At 63.6% G+C, this 23,449-nt stretch carries 18 protein-coding genes, 1 rRNA gene and 2 pseudogenes; 16 read left to right on the forward strand and 5 right to left on the reverse strand.

The features are described from left to right. Positions 1–186 (reverse strand): 23S ribosomal RNA (locus Q319_RS0113195); the annotation flags it as partial. A 526-nt stretch (positions 187–712) separates the two neighbouring features. Between Q319_RS0113195 and Q319_RS0113200 the strand changes: the two genes are divergently transcribed. Together Q319_RS0113200 and Q319_RS0113205 are read left to right on the forward strand one after the other, a co-directional pair. Further along, complete coding sequence (locus Q319_RS0113200; RefSeq protein WP_245619224.1) at positions 713–1,405, forward strand: phosphodiester glycosidase family protein; 693 nt, start codon at positions 713–715, stop codon at positions 1,403–1,405. Between the two features lie 58 nt (positions 1,406–1,463). Beyond that, positions 1,464–2,420, forward strand: coding sequence for a hypothetical protein (locus Q319_RS0113205; RefSeq protein WP_029482959.1), 957 nt, complete (start codon positions 1,464–1,466; stop codon positions 2,418–2,420). 93 nt (positions 2,421–2,513) lie between these two features. On the opposite strand, the gene yidC is transcribed toward Q319_RS0113205, so the two are convergent. The 4 genes and pseudogenes from yidC to rpmH all read right to left on the reverse strand — a co-directional run bounded on the left by yidC (position 2,514) and on the right by rpmH (position 5,251). Further along, complete coding sequence (yidC, locus tag Q319_RS0113210; RefSeq protein ID WP_029482960.1) at positions 2,514–4,181, reverse strand: membrane protein insertase YidC; 1,668 nt, start codon at positions 4,179–4,181, stop codon at positions 2,514–2,516. A 170-nt stretch (positions 4,182–4,351) separates the two neighbouring features. After that, positions 4,352–4,591, reverse strand: a pseudogene (yidD, locus tag Q319_RS28695) (membrane protein insertion efficiency factor YidD); the annotation flags it as partial. Next, entirely contained in the window at positions 4,588–5,037 is a 450-nt protein-coding gene (rnpA, locus tag Q319_RS0113215; RefSeq protein WP_415813379.1) for a ribonuclease P protein component, read from the reverse strand. The gene rnpA and the pseudogene yidD, both read right to left, overlap by 4 nt. A gap of 70 nt (positions 5,038–5,107) precedes the next feature. Continuing rightward, the gene (rpmH, locus tag Q319_RS0113220) at positions 5,108–5,251 is read right to left on the reverse strand and encodes a 50S ribosomal protein L34 (protein WP_029482962.1); all 144 of its coding nucleotides are present in this window, start codon (positions 5,249–5,251) and stop codon (positions 5,108–5,110) included. Between the two features lie 338 nt (positions 5,252–5,589). On the opposite strand from rpmH, the gene Q319_RS24560 reads away from it, so the two are divergent. The 14 genes and pseudogenes from Q319_RS24560 to Q319_RS0113290 all read left to right on the forward strand — a co-directional run bounded on the left by Q319_RS24560 (position 5,590) and on the right by Q319_RS0113290 (position 23,298). Continuing rightward, entirely contained in the window at positions 5,590–6,162 is a 573-nt protein-coding gene (locus tag Q319_RS24560; protein ID WP_051655375.1) for a MarR family winged helix-turn-helix transcriptional regulator, read from the forward strand. 269 nt (positions 6,163–6,431) lie between these two features. After that, positions 6,432–8,207: a glyoxylate carboligase gene (gene gcl, locus Q319_RS0113230; protein ID WP_029482964.1), complete on the forward strand. Its 1,776-nt coding sequence runs from the start codon at positions 6,432–6,434 to the stop codon at positions 8,205–8,207. 92 nt (positions 8,208–8,299) lie between these two features. Then, a complete protein-coding gene (gene otnI / locus Q319_RS0113235) occupies positions 8,300–9,091 on the forward strand; it encodes a 2-oxo-tetronate isomerase (protein WP_029482965.1) in 792 nt (263 codons plus the stop codon). A gap of 104 nt (positions 9,092–9,195) precedes the next feature. Then, positions 9,196–10,095: pseudogene (locus tag Q319_RS0113240) on the forward strand (2-hydroxy-3-oxopropionate reductase); the annotation flags it as partial. A gap of 105 nt (positions 10,096–10,200) precedes the next feature. Continuing rightward, on the forward strand, positions 10,201–11,454 hold the full coding sequence (locus tag Q319_RS0113245; RefSeq protein WP_029482967.1) for a glycerate kinase type-2 family protein: 1,254 nt from the start codon (positions 10,201–10,203) through the stop codon (positions 11,452–11,454). Positions 11,455–11,711: 257 nt separating this feature from the next. Beyond that, entirely contained in the window at positions 11,712–12,191 is a 480-nt protein-coding gene (locus Q319_RS0113250) for a fasciclin domain-containing protein (RefSeq protein ID WP_211252366.1), read from the forward strand. A 71-nt stretch (positions 12,192–12,262) separates the two neighbouring features. Beyond that, positions 12,263–13,591 carry a VanW family protein gene (locus Q319_RS0113255; protein WP_245619222.1) on the forward strand — a complete coding sequence of 443 codons (1,329 nt, stop codon included), beginning with the start codon at positions 12,263–12,265 and terminating at the stop codon, positions 13,589–13,591. Between the two features lie 311 nt (positions 13,592–13,902). Continuing rightward, the gene (gene aceB / locus Q319_RS0113260) at positions 13,903–15,456 is read left to right on the forward strand and encodes a malate synthase A (protein WP_029482970.1); all 1,554 of its coding nucleotides are present in this window, start codon (positions 13,903–13,905) and stop codon (positions 15,454–15,456) included. Beyond that, positions 15,456–16,271, forward strand: a complete 816-nt coding sequence (locus Q319_RS0113265; protein WP_029482971.1) for an IclR family transcriptional regulator — start codon at positions 15,456–15,458, stop codon at positions 16,269–16,271. Before aceB ends, Q319_RS0113265 begins: the two co-directional genes overlap by 1 nt. Before the next feature lie 88 nt (positions 16,272–16,359). Beyond that, positions 16,360–17,739, forward strand: coding sequence for an aldolase/citrate lyase/malate synthase family protein (locus Q319_RS0113270; protein ID WP_029482972.1), 1,380 nt, complete (start codon positions 16,360–16,362; stop codon positions 17,737–17,739). Then, positions 17,736–19,001, forward strand: a complete 1,266-nt coding sequence (locus tag Q319_RS0113275) for an allantoate amidohydrolase (protein WP_029482973.1) — start codon at positions 17,736–17,738, stop codon at positions 18,999–19,001. Before Q319_RS0113270 ends, Q319_RS0113275 begins: the two co-directional genes overlap by 4 nt. Before the next feature lie 133 nt (positions 19,002–19,134). Further along, on the forward strand, positions 19,135–20,475 hold the full coding sequence (locus Q319_RS0113280; RefSeq protein ID WP_029482974.1) for an allantoinase: 1,341 nt from the start codon (positions 19,135–19,137) through the stop codon (positions 20,473–20,475). A gap of 284 nt (positions 20,476–20,759) precedes the next feature. Beyond that, positions 20,760–21,524 carry a (S)-ureidoglycine aminohydrolase gene (allE, locus tag Q319_RS0113285; protein WP_029482975.1) on the forward strand — a complete coding sequence of 255 codons (765 nt, stop codon included), beginning with the start codon at positions 20,760–20,762 and terminating at the stop codon, positions 21,522–21,524. 49 nt (positions 21,525–21,573) lie between these two features. Beyond that, positions 21,574–23,298 (forward strand): NAD-dependent malic enzyme, encoded by a 1,725-nt coding sequence (locus Q319_RS0113290; RefSeq protein ID WP_029482976.1) that lies wholly within the window; start codon positions 21,574–21,576, stop codon positions 23,296–23,298. Positions 23,299–23,449 lie beyond the last annotated feature (151 nt).

Consider the following 23,449-nt stretch of genomic DNA (forward strand, 5'->3'; position numbering starts at 1 on the left):
CTGAGATGTTTCAGTTCCCCGCGTTCCCTCTTCCTTGCGGAAGTACCTGTAAACAGGTGGGTTTCCCCATTCGGACATCCCTGAGTCAATGCGTATCTCCGGCTCGTCAGGGCTTTTCGCAGGTAATCGCGTCCTTCATCGGCTCCAGTGCCAGGGCATCCACCGTGGACCCTTAGTATCTTGACCTTTCCTTCTGATTCTCAATGCGTGGCCTCAATCCGCCGGGTCCGAAGACCCATTGAGATGGAGGTCAACGCAGGTTATTTCGCGTCTCTCTCGCTCTTTCACGCTCGGTTGTCATGCTTCCCGCCTCTCTCGAGGCTCAGAAAAGATACAGGGCATTCCCGGAACTGTCAACCCCCCTCGCATTTGGCGTGTGCGGACTGACCCGATCAGAGCCTGCATCGAACCAGAAAAAGCGTTGCTGACAGCTTTTTTCTTGATGCCTTTCTGGCCCGGATAAAGAGCGGGGGCCGCGCGAACGATTCACGCAGCCCGCCCTTGCCCAGAAACCTTTGCCCAGAACAACTGGGAATCGCAGGCCAGTGTGGGAACTGCCGGTTCAAGTCTCAGATTGCCTCCCGTCCCGCATCTCCAGCATGTCGGCCACGTCAATGGGCGCGGCGACTCCCGCGCCCTTTCCCCCAGCGCCCGCCGGACGGCATGATGCTTGCCGATGACCGTCTTCCGCTTACTTCCCCTACTGCTCCTGATGTCGTGCAGCCCCGCCTCCCACGCTTTCAAACTTGAAAAGGTAGTGTCCGGCGGCATGCTGTACACCGTGGCTGAGGTTGATCTGGCAAAGGACCGGCTGGAACTGCACTGGCTCAATCCCACCACGGGCCAGCCCTACGCCAGCTTCTCGCAGGTGCAGGGCCGCCTGAAGAAGACGGGCCGCGAGATGCTGTTCGCCACCAACAGCGGCATCTATGCGCCGGGGCTTCGGCCACTGGGGCTGCATGTGGAGGGCGGCAAAACCCTGGTGGGCATCAACAATGCGCGTTCCGGCGGCAACTTCGCGCTGCTGCCCAACGGGATTTTCTGGATCAGGGGAAAACAGGCAGGCGTGACGGAAACGGGGGCCTACCGCCGACTTGACCCGCAGCCGACGTTTGCCACACAGTCTGGCCCACTGTTGCTGGAAGGTGGAAAAGTGCATCCGGCCTTTAACAAGGGCAGCAGTTCTTTCAAGGTTCGCAGCGGCGTGGGCGTGTGCAAGGACGGACGGGTGCGCTTTGCGGTCAGTGCCGGACCCGTCAACTTCTACGCCTTTGCCGTGTTCTTCCGGGACCGCCTGAACTGCCCGGACGCGCTGTATCTGGACGGCAGCATCAGCGCCTACGCGACGCCCGAGAACAACACCCAACTGGCGGACTTCGCGGGCATCTGGACGGTCAGCCGCTGAACCCGATGGCATGAACTTCCGCTCAGGCGCGCCCCCTGGACCAGTGCTACGCTCCTATATGCCCACACCTGATCTGACGCCAGAGGCTTTCGCCCGCGCCCGCGCTTTTTTGGAGGAAGAAGGAAGGCCGCTGGACACCGCCCGTTTCCGCCACGCCTTCGAAGGTGCTGCGGTGACTGGGGCGCTGGATGCCCTGCGCGCCTCCCAGAACGAGGACGGCGGCTTCGGGCGGGCGCTGGAGCCGGATTGCCGCGCCCCGGACAGCAGCGTGCTGGCCACCATGATGGCCCTGCGCGTACTGCACGAACTGGATGTGCCAGCGGACGAGCCACTCTTAACTGAAATCGTGGGCTGGCTACACGCCCATCTCCATACCGATCTGGACGGCAGCGTGTGGCCCTTTCTGCCTGTACAGGCCGAGGCATACCCACACGCGCCGTGGTGGAACCAATCGAAGCCGGGCGAACTGGCCCAGACCTTCGGCGGCTTCCGGGTCAATCCGCGCGCCGAGATCGTGGGGCGGCTGTGGCACTGGCCGGGGCTGCTGCCGGGAGGTCTGATGGCGCAACTGACTCTTGAAACGCGGGACGCCCTGCTGGCCGGACTGGAAGATGGCGACGTGAACGGCCACGCGGTAGCGGCAGTCTTTGCCGGAGCGCTGGCCATTGCCGACGATCACCGCCTGCCCGTGCTGGAATATCTGGCCGACGTCCTGCCGGGCCGCGTTCAGGCCGCGCCTGACGACTTCGCTGGATACGGTCTGAACCCGCTGATGGTGGCTCCCACGCCGCAGCATCCGCTGGCGCACGCACTGGAGGAACCGCTGAGCGCCGCGCTGATGCACCTGATCGAATCCCAATCAGAGGACGGCTCCTGGGGACCGAGTTGGAACTGGTTTGGGCAATTTCCTGAAGAGTGGCCCCAGGCGGAGGCCGAGTGGCGCAGTGCCCTGACCCTGGACGCCCTGCTGGCGCTGAGGGCCTGGGGACGGCTGACGGAGCGGCTGACGGAGTAGATCATCACAGACTCCACAACTGCATACGGATACATACGGAACATCAAAAAGCCGCCTCACCATCACGGTGGGGCGGCTCTATCACTGGCACGCTCAGTCTTTGGGGGCGTCCAGGGTCTTGGGCGCTTTGCGGGGCTTGGTTGCGCCGGGCATGTTCGGAGCCGTCTTGGCGATCACGACCTTGCCGGTGCCGTCCGCACCCGCAGCCACAGTGGTTTTCTGCACCCGCTGACCGATGGTGGCGGTCTCGGCCTCCACCTGCCTGTTGATGATGACCTGCTGAAGAATGCCGATCATGGTGGAGAGAATGATGTAGATGGTCACGCCCGCCGGGAAGGTCAGGGCAAAGTACAGGAAGATGAGGTAAATGAATGCCTGCTGCCTGAACATCTGCGGGTTCTTGCGAGTCATCACATACAACTGCCCGATGTTGACGATCAGGTACAGCAGCGCCAGGATGTAAAAGGGATCGGGAATGGCTAGGTCCGGCAGCCACAGGAAGCCACTATCAAATTCAAAGTTGCGAATGGTGGACCACAGCGCGATCAGCACCGGGAAGGGAACAAAGGTGGACAGGCAGCCTGCCGGGTTGAAGTTGTAGTCCTTATACAGCTTCTGCATCTCGGCCTGCATGGCCACCTGAGAATCGCGGTCCTTGCGGTCTTTGTACTTGTCCTGAATTTCCTTGATGCGCGGCTGCATCACCTGCATCCGCGCCGTGGTGCGGCCCTGCGCCTGCATCAGCGGCCACATGATGGCCCGCAGCAGCACGGTCAGCAGCATCAGCACCAGGCCCCAGTTGCCCACGACCCCGTAGATGGCCTCCATGATCTTGACGATATACAGGCTGATATTGCCGAACAGGTTGGGCGCAAACAGGTCCGGCAAGTTCAGATAGCCACTTTGATACAGGTGGATCAGTTCGTTTTTGCCGCCGTAGACTTCCAGGTTGCTCATGGCGGGCAGGCTGGCGGTCATCAATCCCTGCTCACCGCCGGTCAGGGTGACATTGACCGTGGTCTCGCCCTGCGGCTGCACGATGATGGCGTGGGCCAGTTGGCCGGGACCGAACGGACCGGAGCCGACCTCCTGCAAGGCGGCGTACTGGACGTTTTCCACCGCCAGCGTTCCTGCCCCCTGCACGGTGGAAGGTGACGCTGCATTCTTTGCATAGGCCTGAACGCGCGGACTGTCGTTCTTGCCCAGGCCGGGGAACAGCATGTCGACGGTGGCCGGGCCGCCCGTCACGTCCGTCTTCAGATCGATCTTGAAGTTACGTGGGTGCAGCACCACAGTCTTGGTGACGGACACGCCGTTTTGCGTGTACTTAAAGATAGCTGTCTGCTCGTTGGCCGGCAGGTCGGTACTCAGTTGCGGCGCGGTGGCCTGAGCGGGCTGCGCCGGGTCCAGACCGCCGCCGGTCAGCGCCAGCGCCTTGCGGTCGCCCACCATGTTGACCAGGCTGGCCTGGGCTTTCAGGCCACTCAGGTCCACAGTGCCGTCGGCCTTACGCTTGATGTACGGCGTGCCCGCGTAGCTCTTGACAAACCAGCCGATGACCTCGCCGCGTTCATTGAACACCACGTCTTGCAGGTTGCTGGTGGCGATGTACTCGTCGCCGGGTTTGCCGTCGTAATCGGCCTTGATCCAGTCGGAGGTAATGGCCTTGCCGAACACCGGCAGCGGCCCGGTCTGTCCGCAGCCCGTGAGCAGCAGCGCGCCCGTAGCGGCGATCAAAGGAAGGAGCAGTTTTCGTTTCATCAGGCTGGGTTTCATCAGGATACGCGTCTCTTTTTAGGGGTGGGGGAAGGGCTTTTCCGGGGGACAGGCGGCGTTGGAAGGGCCGGGGGCGGAGCAGTGCTTGATTCAGGAGCGGTACTTGATTCAGAAGCGGTGATGATTTCAGATGTGCTGCCAGCTCCACCAGAGTGACGGCGCGCCGGAAAGTGGTCCGGCACCGGATCGTAGCCCCCCGGCACCAGCGGATTGCATCGGGCCACCCGCCACGTCGCCAGCCAGCCCCCCTTGACCGCGCCGTGCAGGGCAATGGCCTGAGCGGCGTACTCCGAGCAGGTGGGCGAGAAGCGGCAGGTGGGCACCGGCTTGCGCGGCGACAGCACCCGCTGGTAATACCGCACCGCGCCCACCAGCCCGCGTGAAGCGAGGCTCATGGGCGGTCCTTGGGCGGGGGAGGTGCAACAGGAGGCACGCGCTCAGGTACGCGCCCCGACTGCCGGGGGTTCCCGGACCTGCCGCCACCGCGTTTCCCCTGACCCGGCGCTCTGGCAATGGCCCGGGCCAGCGCCGTCTGCAAGTCGGCGAACGACACCGTCAGCACACCCGGATTGGGCAGCAGAATCGCGCGGCATGGGGGCAGACCGCCGGGCAGCGTTCGCAACGCCTCGCGCACGCGGCGGCGCACGCGGTTGCGGTCCACAGCACGTTTCAATGTCTTCTTGGACACCACGATGCCCATGATGGCGCGCGGCTGCCACGCTTCGCCGTAACGCGGACGGTATTCGGTCAGGCGCAGGGTAAACAGCGGGTCGCGCACCACCACGCCGTGGTTGCGGACCTTGCGGAATTCGCGGTCACCACGCAAAGAATCCAGCGCCACCGGACGGCGGGGCCGTGCCTGCGTGGCGCTGGACTGTTCTTCGTGGGCGATAGAAAACCGCTCCCCTCGACTACTCGTCGGCGACGGTTAGCTGCTGGCGGCCCTTGGCACGGCGGCGCGCGATGATGTTGCGGCCAGCCTTGGTTTTCATGCGGGCGCGGAAACCGTGGGTCTTGGCGCGCTTGCGGACGTTGGGTTGATAGGTACGCTTCATGGTCGTTCTCCTTCCAGGTGGCCCACCCGGTCCTGTCGTGGGGGCGGCCAGTTCTGCGTGGATTGCCCTGATCAAAGCAGCAGATCCCGCCCCCGCTTCGGGAGGCAAACTGGAGAAGTGTAGCACGCCGGAACGAGCGGAGAAAAGAGGAGAGAGTAGGGAGCGGGGGCAGGGCGCACTACGGCTGTTACGTCAGTCCTGAATGCGGGTGTGAAGTTGGCATTCGGACGGCCTTTCGGGGAAGAAAGGGCCGAACGTTACTCATTAAAGTGGCCCAGCGGTTACAATTTTCACCGTATGAACTCCCAGGCCATCCAGAGAACCCGGAACGATGTTCAATGACCCAGGCTGCGATTGGCGAGCAGGACAGACCCCTCAAGGACACGGCGAACTTGCTTAACCGGATTGAGCAGGACTGGCAACGCGTGCGGCCAGAGCTGGACGCCGCCCCCATGCTGACCGGGCTATTGCTGGACCGGCTGGGCAACGCCTTCGCGCGGCATATCGAGCAGACCTACAGCGACGAGGGCATCAATTCCTCCAACTGGGACCTGCTGCTGACACTGCTGCGTTCCGCGCCGCCGCAGGGGCTGACGCACACCGAGCTAAGCGAGCTGACGGCCATTTCCGGACCGTCCATGACCAACCGGGTCACGCGGCTGCTGGACAAGGGACTGGTGGAGCGGGTGGTCAGTGAGAAAGACCGCCGCTCGGCGCTGGTGCGTCTGACGCCGCAGGGCCGAGAACTGGTGGAGCGCCTGCTGCCCCAGCACATCCAGCGCGAGCAGCAGGCCCTGAGCGTGCTGAGCGACGAGGAGTTGACCATATTGACCGGAATTGCCATGAAACTGGTGGGCCACCTGGAAGTGGGCACAGCAGGACAGGAAGCGGGCGCGCGAGCCGACACCTGAGAGCCTGACCCCACAGAATAAGCCACACAGAACAGACGAAAAAAGAAGCAGCCCCGCCGATGGAATGGGGGCTGCATTTTCGTTGTCACCCTCTGGAACCTGCGCCTCCTGTCGAATATTCCAATCCCCGCTTGACGTCCCAGACGTCAGCATTTCCCCCTCCATAATCTTCTTCCCTATTTTTATAGGATAAAATTCATTCCCATAGATTGACAAATAGACGTCTAAGTTTTACGCTGTGGTCAACAAGCACACAGGAGGCAAGGCGTATGGCGAAGATGAGAGCAATTGAAGCGGCGGTGGAAGTCCTCAAGAAGGAAGGGGTCAATATCTCCTTCGGCGTTCCCGGCGCGGCGATCAACCCGCTGTACGCGGCCATGAAGAAGCTCGGCGGGATCGAGCATATTCTGGCGCGTCACGTTGAGGGTGCCTCGCACATGGCGGACGGCTACACCCGCGCCAAGGCGGGCAATATCGGCGTATGCATCGGCACCAGCGGCCCGGCAGGCACCGACATGATCACCGGGTTGTACGCAGCCATCGCGGATTCCGTGCCGATTCTTTGCATCACCGGACAGGCCCCGCGCGCCCGCCTCTACAAAGAGGACTTCCAGGCCGTGGACATCGAGAGCATCGCCAAGCCCGTGACCAAGTGGGCCGTGACCGTGCGTGAACCCGCGCTGGTTCCTTACGTGTTCCAGCAGGCGTTCCACATCATGCGTTCGGGCCGCCCCGGACCCGTCCACATCGACCTGCCGTTCGACGTCCAGATGGGCGAGATCGAGTTCGACATCGACACCTACGAAGCCCTGACCCCCTACAAGCCTGCCGCGACCCGCGCCCAGATCGAGAAGTCGCTGGAGCTGCTGTTCGCCTCCGAGCGTCCCCTGCTGGTGGCCGGCGGCGGCATCATCAACGCGGACGCCTCCGCAGAACTGGTGCAGTTTGCCGAAATCACTGGCATTCCCGTGATTCCCACGCTGATGGGCTGGGGAACCATTCCTGATGACCACGCGCTGATGGCCGGTATGGCCGGACTCCAGACTTCGCAGATGTACGGCAACGCCACCGTGCTGGCCTCCGACTTCGTGTACGGCATCGGCAACCGCTGGGCCAACCGCCACACCGGCAGCATCGAGAAGTACACCGAGGGCCGCAAATTCGTCCACATTGACATCGAACCCACCCAGATCGGGCGCGTGTTCGGTCCCGATTACGGCATCGTCTCGGATGCGGGCGCGGCGCTGAAACTGCTGGTGGAAGTGGCGCAGGAGTGGAAGGAAGCGGGCAAGATCCCCGACTACGGCGAATGGGCCGAGCAGTGCCGTGAGCGCAAACGCACCATGCTGCGCAAGACCCACTACGACAATGTGCCCATCAAGCCCCAGCGCGTGTACGAGGAAATGCTCAAGTCCTTCGGGCGCGACACCGTGTATGTCAGCACCATCGGCCTGTCGCAGATCGCCGCCGCACAGTTCCTGCACGTGTACCAGCCGCGCCAGTGGATCAACGCCGGACAGGCCGGGCCGCTGGGCTGGACGATGCCCGCCGCATTAGGCGTGGTGGCCGCCGACCGCAGCAAGACCGTGGTGGCCCTCAGCGGCGACTACGACTTCCAGTTCATGATCGAGGAACTGGCCGTGGGCGCGCAGTTCAAGCTGCCCTACGTGCATGTGCTGGTCAACAACAGCTACCTGGGATTGATCCGTCAGTCGCAGCGCGGCTTTGAGATGGACTTCCAGGTGCAACTGGCCTTTGACAACATCAACGCTCCCGAGCTGAACGGCTATGGCGTGGACCATGTGGCCGTTGCCGAGGGCCTGGGCTGCCGCGCCATCCGCGTCACCCACCCCGACAAGATCAAGGAAGGGCTAGAAGAGGCCAAGGCCCTGGCCCAGAAGTTTCAGGTGCCGGTGGTGCTGGAAGTCATTCTGGAGCGCGTCACCAACATCAGCATGGGCACCGAGCTGGATAACGTGGTGGAGTTTGAAGAACTGGCCGACGCGCGGGAAGACGCGCCGACTGCCATTGCGATGCTGGATTAGAGGTCTGAGGGTCTAAGCGCCACCTCTTTTTCCTTAGACCCTTCGACTCTCAGACCCTTAGACGGTGCGAAGCGCCCCTCCGAAGGAGTTTTATGCCCAAATACGCTGCCAACCTCACCATGTTGTTTCAGGAACACGACTTCCTAGACCGCTTCGACGCGGCGGGCAAGGCCGGGTTCAAGTTCATCGAGTACATGTTCCCCTACCCCTATGACGCTGCCGAATTGCGCGCCAAGCTGGATCAGAACGGGCAGACGCAGGCGCTGTTCAACCTGCCTGCGGGTGACTGGCCCGGCGGAGACCGTGGCATTGCCGTTCAACCCAGCCGTCAGGACGAGTTCCGCGCGGGCGTCCAGAAAGCTGTGACCTACGCTGACGTGCTGTACAAGGGCGTGCAGGGGCCGAAGCTGGTCAACGTTCTCGTCGGGAAGGCCGAAGGCGACGAGGCCACCACGCGCAAAACAGTTGTGGGCAACTTGCAGTACGCCGCCGACAAGCTGGGCGACGCGGGCCTGACCCTGATCATCGAGCCGCTGAACCCTTACGACGTACCGGGCTTTTACCTGTACGGCACGCAGAACACCCTCGATCTGATCGACGAAATCGGGCGCGACAACGTGAAATTGCAGTATGACTTCTACCACATGCAGCGCGTGGAAGGCCGCCTGACCGAGACCGTGCGCGCCAATCTGGACCGCATCGCCCACATCCAACTGGCCGACGTGCCGGGCCGTCACCAGCCGGGAACCGGGGAGATCAATTACCCCTTCCTGCTGGCCGAGCTGGACCGCTTGGGCTACGGGGGCTACGTGGGACTGGAATACATCCCCGAGGGCCGCACCGAGGACACGTTGGGCTGGCTCAAAGAGTTGCAGCAGGTCTAAGGGTCAAGGGTCTGAGAGTCTAAGAACGACAAGAAATCTCTTCCTTAGACCCTTGACCCTCAGACTCTTAGACTGCCGATTTCCAATCCCACACACAATCAAAGGAGGCCACCAACATGGCACAGAAAGAAACCATCGGCTTTATCGGCCTGGGCATCATGGGCAAACCTATGGCACTGAATCTGATCAAGGCCGGATTCTCAGTCGTCGTCAACAACCGCACGCCCGAAGTGATGGACGAACTGGTCAAGGCGGGCGCGAAAGCGGCCCATAGCGCCAAAGAAGTGGCCGAGCAGAGCGACATCATCATCACCATGCTCCCCGATTCGCCGCAGGTGGAGGAAGTTGCGCTGGGTGAAGGCGGCGTCATTGAGGGCATCAGGAATGGTGCGCTGTTCATTGACATGAGCAGCATCTCGCCCAACACCTCGCGTAAGGTTCAGAAGGAACTGTCGGCCAGGGGTGCGGACGCGCTGGACGCTCCTGTTTCCGGCGGACAGGTGGGCGCGGAAGGCGCAACCCTGAGCATCATGGTGGGCGGCAGCGAGGAGTCCTTTAACCGCGCCAAGCCCGTGTTTGAAGCCGTGGGCAAGAACATCGTCTACATCGGTGGCCCCGGCGCTGGACAGGTCACCAAGATCGCCAACCAGATCGTCGTGGGCCTGACCATCCAGGCCGTCTCCGAGGCGCTGACACTGGCGAAGAAGTCCGGTGTGGACGTGGGCAAGGTGCGCGAGGCGCTGCTGGGCGGCTTTGCCCAGAGCCGCATTCTGGACCTGCACGGGCAGCGCATTCTGGACGGCAACTTCAAGCCGGGCTTCCGCATCAACCTGCACCGCAAGGATCTGCGTCTGGCGCTGGAAACAGGCCGTGAGGCGGGCGTGCCACTGTTTGCCACGGGCGTCGCCGCCAACATCATGGACGCCATGATCGCGCAGGGCGACGGCGACCTGGATCATTCCGGCATGGCCAAGTTCTACGCCGAGATGAGCGGCCTGGAATAAAGTAGCCACACCCCCAGCGGGACGCAGCGAACGCCTTTTTGCGTCCTGCGTCCCGCTTTTTCTTGCCTTTTTGACGCTTCTCTCCAGACCCAGAAGGAACCTGCCATGCACACCCGCCAATTGCTAGAAAACGCTTACCACGCCGCGCTGGAGGCCGCGAGTCCGGCGCAGTTGCTAGCCCCACATCTGAAGGGAGAAAAACCTGATTTCATCCTGGCTTTTGGCAAGGCGGCGCTGCCGATGGCGCGGGCGGCTCTGGCAGCCTTCCCCGGCGTGGAAACCCTGGTGATCGCCCCCAGCGGCACCGAGAATCTGGACCTACCCGAGTCGGCTACGCTGATGCTGTCCAGCCATCCAGTCCCCGACGCCTCCAGCGCGGCGGCGGCGGCGGCGGCTTTGGAACGGCTGGGGGCATTAAAAGAGGGGCAACATGCCCTGGTCTTGGTGTCCGGCGGCGGCAGCGCCCTGATGGCGGCCCCGGACGGCGTGACGCTGGAGCAAAAGCAGGCGCTGACGCAGGAACTCTTGCGGGCAGGCGCGGACATTGGCGAGATCAACACGGTTCGCAAGCACCTGTCCCGCAGCAAGGGCGGGCGGCTGGCGGCGGCCACACAGGCGAGAGTCACCGCCCTGCTGATTTCCGATGTGGTGGGCGACGATCCTTCTGTCATTGCCAGCGGTCCCACCGTCCCGGATACCACGACATTTGCTCAGGCGCTGGCCGTTCTAAACCGTTATGACATCTCAGCCCCTGAAGTTCGCGCCCACTTTCAGGCAGGCGTGGACGGCAAGGTTCCCGAAACGCCGGACAACCTGCCCCACGTCACCAACACCATCATCGGCTCCAACCGTCATCTGCTGGAAGCGGCGCAGACATATATAGAGGGACAGGGCGTGCGGGCCGTCATTCTCTCGGACAGCTTTGAGGGCGAGGCCAGCGAACTTGCGAAGGCGCACGCGGCGATTGCCCGCAGCGTGGAGCAATTTGGCAATCCTGTAGAAGGTCCAGTGGTGTTGCTCTCAGGCGGCGAGGCCACCGTGACCCTGCGCGGCGACGGCGTGGGCGGGCGCAACCTGGAATTTGCGCTGGCGCTGCTGCTGACCTTGGGCGAGGACGGCTTTTATGCTCTCTCGGCGGGTTCAGACGGCGTGGACGGTTCCAGCCCGGCGGCGGGGGCGTTCCTGACCCCAGACAGCCTCAAGCGGGCGCAGGCGGCGGGCCTGAACGCACGCGATTCTCTGGAGCGCAACGATTCCGGTTCCTTCTTCGCTGCGCTGAGCGACACCCTGATCACCGGCCCCAGCGGACACAATCTGAACGATCTGCGGCTGATCGCAGTGGGATTGCCCCAGGACTGAAGCTCCGTTTCCCGCCCCAGACGCAAGCAACGCCAAACCCACTAATCAGGATTTGGCGTTTTTTATTACAGTTCAATTGAAAATTTAAGCGGCTCACATACTGTATTGCGGGGTACGTCACCCTTGCGGACAGCAAATTAACATTCAACATCAAAGAGAGCGACAGACCTTCGGCACGTCGAATCAGGAAGGGGTTCTCTTCGAATACCCCACAGCAGTTTCCAAAAGCCCGTAGTTCAATTTCAGGAGGAACAACCATGAAAAAGATGCTTCTTTGCACCACTCTTCTGCTGACCGGCGTGGCCGTTGCAGGCGGCGGCAGCTCCATGCCCATGGGCAATACCATTGCAGGTATCGTGTCCAACGATCCCAACTTCAGCACCCTGCTGGCCGCCGTGAAGGCCGCCGGACTGGTGGAAACCCTGAGCAGCCCCGGACCCTTCACGGTCTTCGCGCCCACCAATGCCGCGTTCGCCAAGATTCCAGCGGCGGACCTGAATGCGCTGCTCAATGACCCAGCCGCGCTGAAGGCCGTGTTGCTGTACCACGTCGTGGCCGGTAAGGTCACCGCCTCGCAGGTCATGGGCATGTCGAGCGGGACCACCGTGAACGGCGCGGATGTCAATGTTTCCATGATGGGCAGCAGCGTCATGATCAACGACGCCACCGTGACCAAGGCCGACATCATGGCCAGCAACGGGATTATCCACGTCATCGACACCGTCTTGATGCCCTGAGCGCACTCAATACACTGGGGGAGAAGCTTACGGGCCTCTCCCCCTTTTGCCATCTCGAGAGGAACATATCTATGACCACATTCAAACTTCTTCTGGTTTCAGGCAGTCTGACCGTGCTGGGCAGTCTGCTCACCGGATGTGGGCCAGCCGAGGCGGAAGCGGTGACGGAAGTGCCGCCCATTGTGGCTGCCGCTGTTTCGCCGACACCTCCTGCATCTGCACCAGCACCGACAGCAGCGGCCTCCACAGAACCAGTGACGGCGCAGCCAGTCGCCCAGGAGCCTGACAAGACACAACGAACACAGCAGCCGCTGGAGCTGCGCTGGACGGTGCCGGAGCCGCGTCTGGTGGGCGGTCAGATAGAGCGTCCGTTGCTGAACATGTCGGCCACAGTGGACCTGAGTGCCGAACAACTCGCGCAGATCAGGGCAGCGGGCAACCTGAACGCCGCCCGCACAGCGCTGGACGAGGCTTATGCCGGAATCGACGCCCGGCAGCCACGCGACATCCGCTTTCGGCAGGTGGGCAACGGCTGGATCGGCGAGGCCCGCACCGGCTGGAAGGTGGACCGCGCGGCCAGCGAGGCGGCGCTGCTAAAAGCGCTGCTGGACGGTGAAACGCGCAGCACCCTGAATGTCGTGCTGGAGGCCCCGGACCGCAGCGTGCGCTGGGCCGCCGAAAAGAAGATCGGTCATCTGGCGAGCGGGCAGTCCAGTTTCGTGGGCAGCCCCGATTTCCGGGTGCATAACATCCGCACGGGCGCGGGGCGGGTGCAGGGCGCGTGGGTTGCGCCAGGAAAAACATTCAGCTTCAACGCGCTGATCGGCCCGATCAATTCGGCCACCGGGTTCCAGCCCGGTTACGTGGTCACGGGCAACACCCTGTCCACCGAGGACGGCGGCGGCATCTGTCAGGTCAGCACCACCGTCTTCCGGGCCGCCTTCAACGCCGGACTGCCCATCACCGAGCGCTACGAGCATTCGTATCTGGTGGGTTATTACGAGGAACCTGGCCTGGACGCCGCCGTCTACGCCCCCAGCAAGGACCTGCGCTGGAAGAACGACACCGCCGCGCCGCTGCTGGTGCAGGCCGACTGGAACCTGAAGGCCGAGACGCTGACGGTCAGCCTGTTCGGTGCGGACGACGGGCGCAGGGTCAGGATTTCCGAGCCTGTCATCAGCGCCCGCAAACCTGCCCCCGATCCGACCTTCATGCTGGACCGCGAGCTGGAAACGGGTGCGGCGCGGCGCGTGGACATGCCCGCCGCCGGGATGAAGGCCGTGGTGACGCGTACCCTGACCTTCGCGGACGGCAAGCAGAGAAAAGAGGATTTCGTCAGCCGTTACAAGGCGTGGGGCGGCGTGTTCGCGGTGGCCCCGGGGGACGACAGGCTGCGGTAAACCCAGCAGGACAGGGGGAGGCGGCGGGTTCGTCTCCCCTTTGCCGTGGAACATTCCCACAATCGTTTGTATCTGGACACCGGCCCGGCGGGCAGCGGCAATCGCCAGGGCCAGTGATGTAGACATCCCGTGTCCCTGCGAAACGGACAGGGGATTCACATTTGTCCCTAGTTTGCGTACAATGAAAATCAAGTTCACTGCACGGCAGTTGAGTGCAGATCCGAGCGCACTGGTTCAGGGGTTCCCAGTTCAGACCGTCCATCTGTCAGTGACGTCACTTCCCACCCTTTTTCTTCCGTCAAGGAGCATCCATGAGCGACCAAGCCCTCCAGTTCCACGCCCCCGTCAGCGATCAGCAGCGCGCAATTCTGACCCCGGAGGCGCTGGCCTTCGTGACCGAGCTGCACCGCCGCTTCGAGCCGCGCCGCCGCGAATTGATGGGGGCACGCGTCGACCGTCAGGCGCGCTTGGATGCCGGAGAACTGCCCGACTTCCTCCCCGAAACGCGTGAAATCCGCGAGGGCGACTGGAAGATTGCGCCGCTGCCCGCCGACTTGCAGGATCGCCGGGTGGAAATCACCGGGCCGGTGGACCGCAAGATGATCATCAACGCGCTAAACAGCGGCGCGCGGGTGTTCATGGCCGACTTCGAGGACGCCAGCAGCCCCACCTGGGACAACATGGTAGACGGCCAGATCAACCTGCGCGACGCGGCCCGCCGGGACATCACGCTGGAGCAAAGCGGCAAGTCCTACAAGCTGAACGAGAAGACGGCGGTGCTGCTGGCCCGCCCGCGCGGCTGGCACCTGCCCGAAAAGCACGTCACGGTGGACGGCGACACGCTGTTCGGCGCGTTCTTCGACTTCGGCCTGTACGCCTTCCACAACGCGGCGGAACTGCTGAAGCGCGGCAGCGGGCCTTATTTCTACCTGCCCAAGCTGGAATCGCATCTGGAAGCCCGGCTGTGGAACGACATCTTCACCTACGCCGAGGAAACGCTGGGCATCCCGCACGGCAGCATCAAGGGCACGGTGCTGATCGAGACGATCCTGGCCACCTTCGAGATGGACGAGATCCTGTACGAGTTGCGCGATCACTCGGCGGGCCTGAACTGCGGACGCTGGGACTACATCTTTTCCTACATCAAGAAGTTCCGCGAGCAGGGTGACCGGGTGCTGCCGGACCGCGCCAAGGTCAGCATGGCCGTGCCGATGATGAGCAACTACAGCAAACTGGCGATCCAGACCTGCCACAAGCGCGGCGCACCCTCGATTGGCGGCATGAGCGCGTTCATTCCAGTCAAGAACGACCCGGAAGCCAACGAGAAAGCCTTCTCGCAGGTCCGCGCCGATAAAGAACGCGAGGCGACCAACGGCCACGACGGCACCTGGGTGGCCCACCCCGGCATGGTGGGGCTGGCGACGGAGGTGTTTGACCGGATCATGCCCACGCCCAACCAGATTGGCAGCGGCAAGCAGATGGACTTCAAGGTGACGGCTGCCGATCTGCTCGTTCCGCCCGAAGGAACCATCAGCGAGGAGGGCGTCCGCATGAACATCAACGTGGGCATCCAGTATCTGGCGGCGTGGCTGCGTGGCAGCGGCGCGGTGCCCATTCACAACCTGATGGAAGACGCCGCCACCGCCGAGATCAGCCGGGCGCAGTTGTGGCAGTGGCGCAAGCAGGGCGTGCAACTGGAAGATGGGCGCACCCTGAGCCACGAACTGTTCGACGAACTGTACGCCGACGAGGCCGGAAAACTGAGCGGCGACTTCGCGGAGGCCACGAAACTGTTCAGGGAAATGTCCGTCCGCACCCCGCTGGCCGACTTCCTGACGCTGCCCGGCTACGAGCAGTTGGCGTAATGACCGACACCTCTCCCCCCAACACCCGCCAGAAGACAGGCCGCGCCCGCACGGGTGACGCGGGCAGCGTGCGGACGCTGGAGCGCGGGCTGAACGTGCTGACCTCGCTGGCAGAACTGGGGCAGGCGTCGCTGACGCAGGTGGCCAAGGCGGCGGGCCTGTCGGCCAGCACCACCTACCGCCTGCTGGAAACCCTGCGCCAGGGCGGTTTTGTGGAGTGGGAGGAACGCAGCGGCCTGTTCAGCGTGGGCGTGCGCGCGTATCAGGTGGGCGCGGCCTTCGCCGGACGCAACACGCTGATGAACGCCGCCCAGTCCGAGATGATCTCGCTGGTGGGCGATCTGGGCGAGACCGCCAACCTGGCCGTGCTGCGCGAGAACGAGGCGGTCTACATCCATCAGGTGGAGGGCAGCCAACTGGTCCGCATGTTCGCGCAACTGGGCGCGGGCACGCTGCTGAACTGTTCCGGCGTGGGCAAGGTGCTGCTGGCGTGGCAGGGCGAGGAAGACGTGGCCGGGAGACTGGGAGCGCAGCCGTACGCAGCCTTCACGCCCAATTCGATCACCACCCTGCCCGCCTACCTGAAAGAACTGGCGAAGGTGCGCTCTCAGGGCTACGCGCTGGACGACGAGGAACGCGAGATCGGCGTGCGCTGCATGGCCACCCCGCTGCGCGACCACACCCGGCAGGTGGTGGCCTCGCTGAGCATCTCCGCACCCACATCCCGCTTCAGCCGCGAGCAGGTTCCGGCGTTCTACGAGCGCATGGACGCGGCCTCACGGGTCATCTCGGCACGGCTGGGCTGGACACCTTAATTCAGAGACCGAGGGCGTCCGCACAGGTATGGACGCCTCTTTTTGCCATCCAATAGATAGACGACTAAGTAAGTTCAGGAGGTTTGCCATGAATTCATTTCCGCTCAAGCTCAAGCCCGCCGCGCAAACCCTGGTGGCCGAACTGCACCGCCAGCTCAGAACGCGCTGGGAGGCGCTGGACGCCGCCTCACAACCTGCGCCAGCAACGCCCCCGGACTATCAGGCCGCCGCGCTGCCCGACAACCTGAAGGGCCGCCGGGTGGAGCTGATCGTGGAAGCCTCCGATCTGAAAGCGCTGGACGCCGCGCTGAATTCGGATGCGGACGCGCTGGTGCTGGATTTTGACGACACCTTTACGCCCACGCGTGCCAACGTGGAAACGGCTTACGCGGCTGTGGAAACGGCAGCGAAAAGCGACAAGCCCATCCTGGCCCGGCCCCGCGCGCTGTACGCAGTGGAAGAACACCTGGACTTCGGCGGCCCCGCCATCGCCGCTCTCTGTGATCTGGGCGTCATCCTGGCCGCGCGACCCGAAAAGCCCATGCATATCTACATTCCCAAGCTGGAAACGGTGCAGGAAGCGCAACTGTGGGAAGACGCGCTGGCGCTGGCTGAGACACATCTGGGTCTGGAGCAGAACGCCATTAAGGTCTGCGTGCAGATTGAAACCTACGCCGCCTGCCTGCACGCCGACGCGCTGCTGTACGCGCTGCGCGGGCGGGCATTCGGGCTGAATGCCGGGCGCTGGGATTACGTCTTCAGCCTGACCAAACGCGTGGGCGCACAGCGCGGAGCCATGCCGCCGCGCAATGACCTGACGATGGATCTAGACGCCATGCGGGCCTACGCCGAGGCATTGGTGCGCGTCTGCGAGGCACGCGGCGCGCAGGCCATCGGGGGAAGCGCCGCCGTCGCGCCCAACGCCGCCAACCCGCAGCCCACGCTGGTCGCCGTGCGCGCCGACAAGCTGCGGGAAGCCGCACAGGGTTACGTGGCTGCCTGGGCCGGACTGCCAATGCTGCTGGACTCGGTACGGGGAGCGTTTGAAGGCGACGCCTCACAGCCCCTGCCCGCCGAAACTACCGAGCGCACGCATGAGCGCCTACTGGACTTGCCCGCGCCCCAACCTCTGCCCCTGAACGTCGTGCAGGACAGCATCGGCCTCGCGCTGGCTGTGTTCGAGGCGTGGTACGACGGACGCGGTGTGGTGGTTCGCAATGGACGGATTGAGGACACCGCCACCGCCGAACTCGCCCGCGCCCAGTTGTGGCAGTGGGTGAAATGTGAGGCGGAACTGGAGGGCGGCGATAAGCTGACCCCTGACCGCTACCGCTCCGAGCGCCGCGCTCTGGCTGAAGACAGCACCGCTCAGGCCCGTCTGCTAGACCACCTCGTTCTTGCTCCCGTCTGCCCCGAATACTTCCCCCGCACCGCGCAACTGCTCCGACGCCAGGAGGCCACCGTATGACCGCCAGTTCACATCCCGCTGTCTCCAACGAAACCGTCCAGGCGCTGAGCCAGAAGATCATGGACGCCTGCGCCGCGCTGGCCTGTTACACCGAGGTGGAGGGCGAGACCAACCGCCCTTTCCTCTGCCCCACGACGCATCAGGTGCATGACTACCTGACCAAGTGGGCCGACGCGCTGGGCATGACCACCTATGAGGACGCCGCCGGAAACCTGCGTTCACGGCTGAGCGGCCCGACACCCGACGCGCCGACGCTGTATCTGGCCTCTCATCTGGACACCGTGCCGAATGCAGGCGCGTATGACGGCATTCTGGGCGTCGTGATGGGCTACGCCATGCTGGAAGCGGTTAAGGGTCAGACCCTGCCCTACGCCGTGGAAGTCGTGGGCTTCTCGGAGGAGGAGGGCGTGCGTTACGGCGTGCCATTCATCGGCAGCCGGGCGCTGGTGGGCACCGTGGACGACATGCTGGAACTGCGCGACGCGGCGGGCCAGAGCGTGCGCGACGCCATCACCGAGTACGGCCTGAACGTGGAGGAAATCGGGGAGGCGCAGTACAAAGGGAAGGCGCTGGGCTACTTTGAAATCCACGCCGAGCAGGGACCGGTCTTGCAGGATTTGGGCGTGTCGCTGGGCGTGGTGGAAGGGATCGCGGGCCAGAACCGATTCATTCTGAATTTTGTGGGGCAGGCGTCCCACGCTGGAACGACACCGATGAATCTGCGCCGCGACGCGCTGGCCGCCGCCGCCCGCTTCGCTGTGGCCGCCGAGGACGTGGCCCGCGCCACCCCTGGACTGGTGGCCACCGTGGGCGTGATGCAGGCCCTCCCCGGAGCCATGAACGTGATTCCCGGCGAGGCCCACTGCACGCTGGACATCCGCCACGCGAAGGATGAAGTGCGACTCAAAGCATTGCAGCATCTGCTGGACACCGCCCAGTCCGTCTCCGAGGAACGAGGCGTCACCGTGACCATCACGCCCAAGATGGAGGAAAAGGCCACGCCGATGTCGGATGCCTTCAAAACGCTGCTGCACCGCGCCGCTGAGGCTGAAAGCCTGCCGCACCCCGAACTGGTCAGTGGCGCGGGCCACGACGCCATGATCATGGCCGCGCACATGCCGTCCGCCATGCTGTTCGTGCGCTCGCCCAACGCGCTGAGCCACCACCCCGACGAACTGGTGCTGGTGGAGGACGTGGCCGACGCCCTGCGCCTGAGCGTGCGCTTTCTGCACCTGCTGGCCGACGAGAACGCAACCGCATGAAACAAATTCCGTCTGCTTCGTCAACAAACCGGGAAAGCGCCGATTTGTTGACTCCACGCCCGGAATTTGTTTTTCTCCTTCTCGCTCCGCTCGGATTTTCATCGTTTTCGCAAACGATTCAATCGGAGGTTTTATGAGCTTTGATCTGATCGTGCGCGGCGGCACCCTCGTCACGCCGGATGGCCCCCGCCGCGCAGACCTGGGCATCAGCGGCGGGCAGATCGTGGAAGTCTCGGAGGAGATCACGGCAGACGGCAAGGCATTGGACGCCTCCGGCCTGCATATTTTCCCCGGCGTGGTGGATGCACACGTTCACTTCAACGAGCCGGGCCGCACCCACTGGGAAGGCTTTGAAACCGGTTCGCGGGCGCTGGTAGCGGGCGGTGGCACGTCGTTTCTGGACATGCCCCTCAACTCCTCTCCCCCGGTGCTGGGCCGCGCCGAATTTGATGCCAAACGCGAGATCGGCGAGCAGAAGTCACTGGTAGATTTTGGGCTGTGGGGCGGATTGACCCCCACCAATCTGGACCGCCTGGACGAGCTGGCCGAGGCCGGAGTCATCGCCTTCAAGGCGTTCATGAGCCACAGCGGGCTGGAGGAATTTCCGGCGGTGGATGATTTGACGCTGCTGGAGGGGATGCGAACAGCCAAACGTCACGGCCTCCTCGTCGGTACCCACGCCGAGAGCAACGAGCTGACACGTGGCCTGACCGAACAGGTGCGGGCGGGCGGGCATAAAGGCGTGCGCGACTATCTAAACAGCCGCCCCGTGCTGGCCGAGTTGGAAGCCGTGACCCGCGCCCTGCTGTTCGCGGAGGAAACCGGGGCCGCCCTGCACCTCGTCCACATGAGCAGCGGGCGGGCGGTGGCACTTGCTTACGAGGCTAAACAGCGCGGCGTGGACGTCACTATTGAAACCTGCCCCCACTACCTGCACTTCACCGACGAGGATGTGGAACGCGTGGGCGCGGCCCTGAAATGCGCGCCGCCGCTGCGTTCAAAAGCCGTGCAGGACGAACTGTGGAAGGAGCTGCTGGCCGGACACATTGACATCGTGGGTTCGGACCACTCGCCCGCGCCGCCCGACATGAAGACCAGCGACGACTTCTTCGCGCTGTGGGGTGGTATCAGCGGGGTGCAGAGTACGCTGAACGTGCTGCTCACCGACGGCTACGGCCAGCGCAAACTGCCCCTGGAAGCCATCGCCGCCCTGAGCGCCCTGAATCCCGCCCGCCGCTTCAACCTGCCGGGCAAGGGCCGTCTGGACGTGGGCGCTGACGCAGACCTTGCTCTGGTGCGCCTGGACGAGACCTTCAAACTGACCGAGCTGCATGACCGCTGGCAGCAGAACCCCTTTGGGGGCCAGGACTATCGGGGCCGCGTGACGCACACGCTGTCGCGGGGCCGGACAGTCTATCAGGACGGCAAGTTTGACGACACGGTGCGCGGCAAGTTGCTGCGGCCTGGAGGGTAAGGGATTGGGGGTTGATGGGCAGGGAAACTTGCCGAATCTCCCCCCTCCCAGCCTCCCCCGCAGGTGGGGAGGAGCTAAAAGACCAGAAGCACTCGCATTTAACATTCCTTGAATGCCAACACTTCGCAGTCTATTTACTCCAGACCTTAACGCAAGGTCCGTCCAGACCAACAAAAACTCCTCCCCCTTTGCGGGGGAGGCCGGGAGGGGGGAACCGCAAACGCCTTCCCAGCGCCACCCGAATAAATTTCCTCTCTTTCCTACTTTCAACCAAAGGAGCCACCATGAAACACCTCGGAGCCACCCGCAGCGCACTGGAAAACGCACACGCTGTCATCACGCCCGAAACGCACGTCCGCACCGCACTGGCCGAGTGGCCGGGCAGCGCCATCGTCCTGCACATCGCGCCTGTGATCGGCACCCGCGCCCGCTTCGTGCAGTTCACGGCGGAGATGCCAGCCGGAGCCGCTGCTAAGGAATCGGCGCACGGCTACCAGCGTTTTGCCTTCGTGCTGAGCGGCGAGGTAGAGGCTGATGTAGACGGCGAGAAACGCACCCTCAAGGAATACGACTACGTGTACGTCCCGGCAGGCGTGGCGCATACGCTGAAAGCCAAGTCAGACGCCCGCGTTTCCGTGTTTGAGAAGCCCTACGAAGCGGTGGACGGCGTGACCGCTCCTGCCGTCTACTGGGGCAACGAGCGCGAGAATCCCGGTTTTGAATTTGAGGGCGACGATCATCTGATCGCCCGCAAACTGCTGCCCGACGAGGTTCCCTTTGACTTCATGGTCAGCACCATGAGTTTCGCGCCGGGGGCCAGCCTGCCGTACACCGAGGTGCATTACATGGAACACGGCCTGCTGATGCTGGAGGGCGAGGGCCTGTACAAATTGCAGCAGACGTATTACCCGGTGACCACGGGCGACGTGATCTGGATGGGCGCTCACTGCCCGCAGTGGTACGGCGCACTGGGCCGCGAGTGGAGCAAGTACCTGCTGTACAAGGACATGAACCGTCACCCGCTATCCATGCTCGGCTCCGGCCTCTGAAATAAGCCCACCCGCGTCCCTTCGCCCCACTCTTCAGAGGAGAAACCCCATGACCCAGACCACCCAGCCCCTGACCGATCACTACGACGTCAAACGCGATTCAGACGGCCACCGCTACCTGCACCCGCTGGTGACGGGCTTTAACCTCACGCGCATCCCGCTGCTGAACAAGGGCACGGCGTTCACCGAGGACGAGCGCCAGAAGCTGAATCTGGATGGCCTGCTGGCCCCGCAGATTGATACGCTGGAAGTGCTGGCCGAACGCCTCTACGCCGACTACGTCAAGATTGGGGACCCGCTGGAACGCCACGTCTTTCTGCGGGGCCTGCAAGACCGCAACGAGGTGCTGTTTTACGCCCTGCTGGCCGCGCATGTGGAAGAAATGCTGCCCATCGTCTACACGCCCACCGTGGGGCTGGCGGTGCAGAAATTCAGCCAGATTTACCGCTACGCGCGTGGCCTGACCCTCAGCACCAACAACATTGAGCGGGCGGGGAAGGCGCTGGCAAACGTGCCGCTGAACGACGTGCGCATTATCGTCGCCACCGACAGCAGCGCGATTCTGGGCATCGGGGATCAGGGCTTCGGCGGCATGGCAATCAGCATCGGCAAGCTGTCTCTGTACACCGTGGCGGGCGGCGTCGGCCCCGACAAGACGCTGCCAGTGGAGCTGGACGTGGGCACGGGCCGCGCCGATCTGCGCGAAGACCCCTCTTACCTGGGCGTCAAGCATGACCGCCTGAAGGGCGAGGAATACCTGCGCTTCGTGGACCGCTTTGTGGAAGCCACGCTGGAACGCTTTCCCAAGGCGATCATCCAGTGGGAAGATTTCTCCAAGGACACGGCGTTCATGGTGCTGGACCGTTACCGCAAGGTGGTTCCCAGCTTCAACGACGACATCCAGGGCACCGGCGCGGTGGTGCTGGCCGGAGTGCTGAATGCCTGCCGCCTCAAGGGCGAGACGCTGGCCGATCAGCGCGTGGTCATCAGCGGCGCGGGCGCGGGTGGGGCCGGAGTCGCCGCCGCCATCCGCGAGGGCATGAAGCGCGAGGGGCTGACGCCAGAGCAGATCAGCGAACGCGTCTTCGTGCTGGATTCGCGCGGCCTGCTGACCGATGACCGCCAGATGGAGGACTACAAGAAGTCGCTGGCAACGCCCAAAGCCTTCACCGAGGGGTGGGCCGGAACCGCGTTGCTGGACGTGATCCGCGATGGTAAGGCCACCGTGCTGCTGGGCCTGTCCGGCGTCCCGAACACCTTTGACGAGGAAGTCGTGAAGGCCGCGATGGCGAACACCCCGCGCCCGCTGGTCTTCCCACTCTCCAACCCCACCGCCAACTGCGAGGCGTTGCCCGAAGACGTGCTGCGCTGGAGCAACGGCGCAGCCCTCGTCGCCACCGGCAGCCCCTTTGACCCGGTGGAACTGAACGGCGAAACCTACCCCATCGGGCAGGGCAACAACGCCTTCATCTTCCCCGGCCTGGGCTTCGGCGCGATCCTGGCCCGAGTGCGTGAGATCACCGATGAGATGGTCACGGAATCCGCCTATGCATTGGCCGCCTACACCCAGCGGAACCATCCGGGCCGCACGTTCCCCCCGGTCTCGGAGCTGGGTGCCGCCAGTCTGGAAGTCGCCGTGGCCGTGATCAAGCAAGCACTCAAGAACGGGGTCGCCACCGAATTCAGCATCCGCGGCCTGAGCGACGAGGAGCTACTGGAAGTGGTCAAGGCCAAGTTCTGGCAGCCCAAGTACCTGCCGTTCAAGGTGGAATAAGCGGTTAGGGAAATGGGAGAAGGGCGCGTCCGGGTTGGGGTGGACGCGCCCTTTTTAGGTTGGGATTCTGGAGTGGGTTCCACGAAAACCCCTCAGTCTGCTTCGCAGCCAGCTCCCCTCAAGGGGAGCCAAGAGTGCGCTGCTGGCCGGG

This window comes from Deinococcus marmoris DSM 12784, from assembly GCF_000701405.1.
GTDB lineage: Bacteria > Deinococcota > Deinococci > Deinococcales > Deinococcaceae > Deinococcus > Deinococcus marmoris.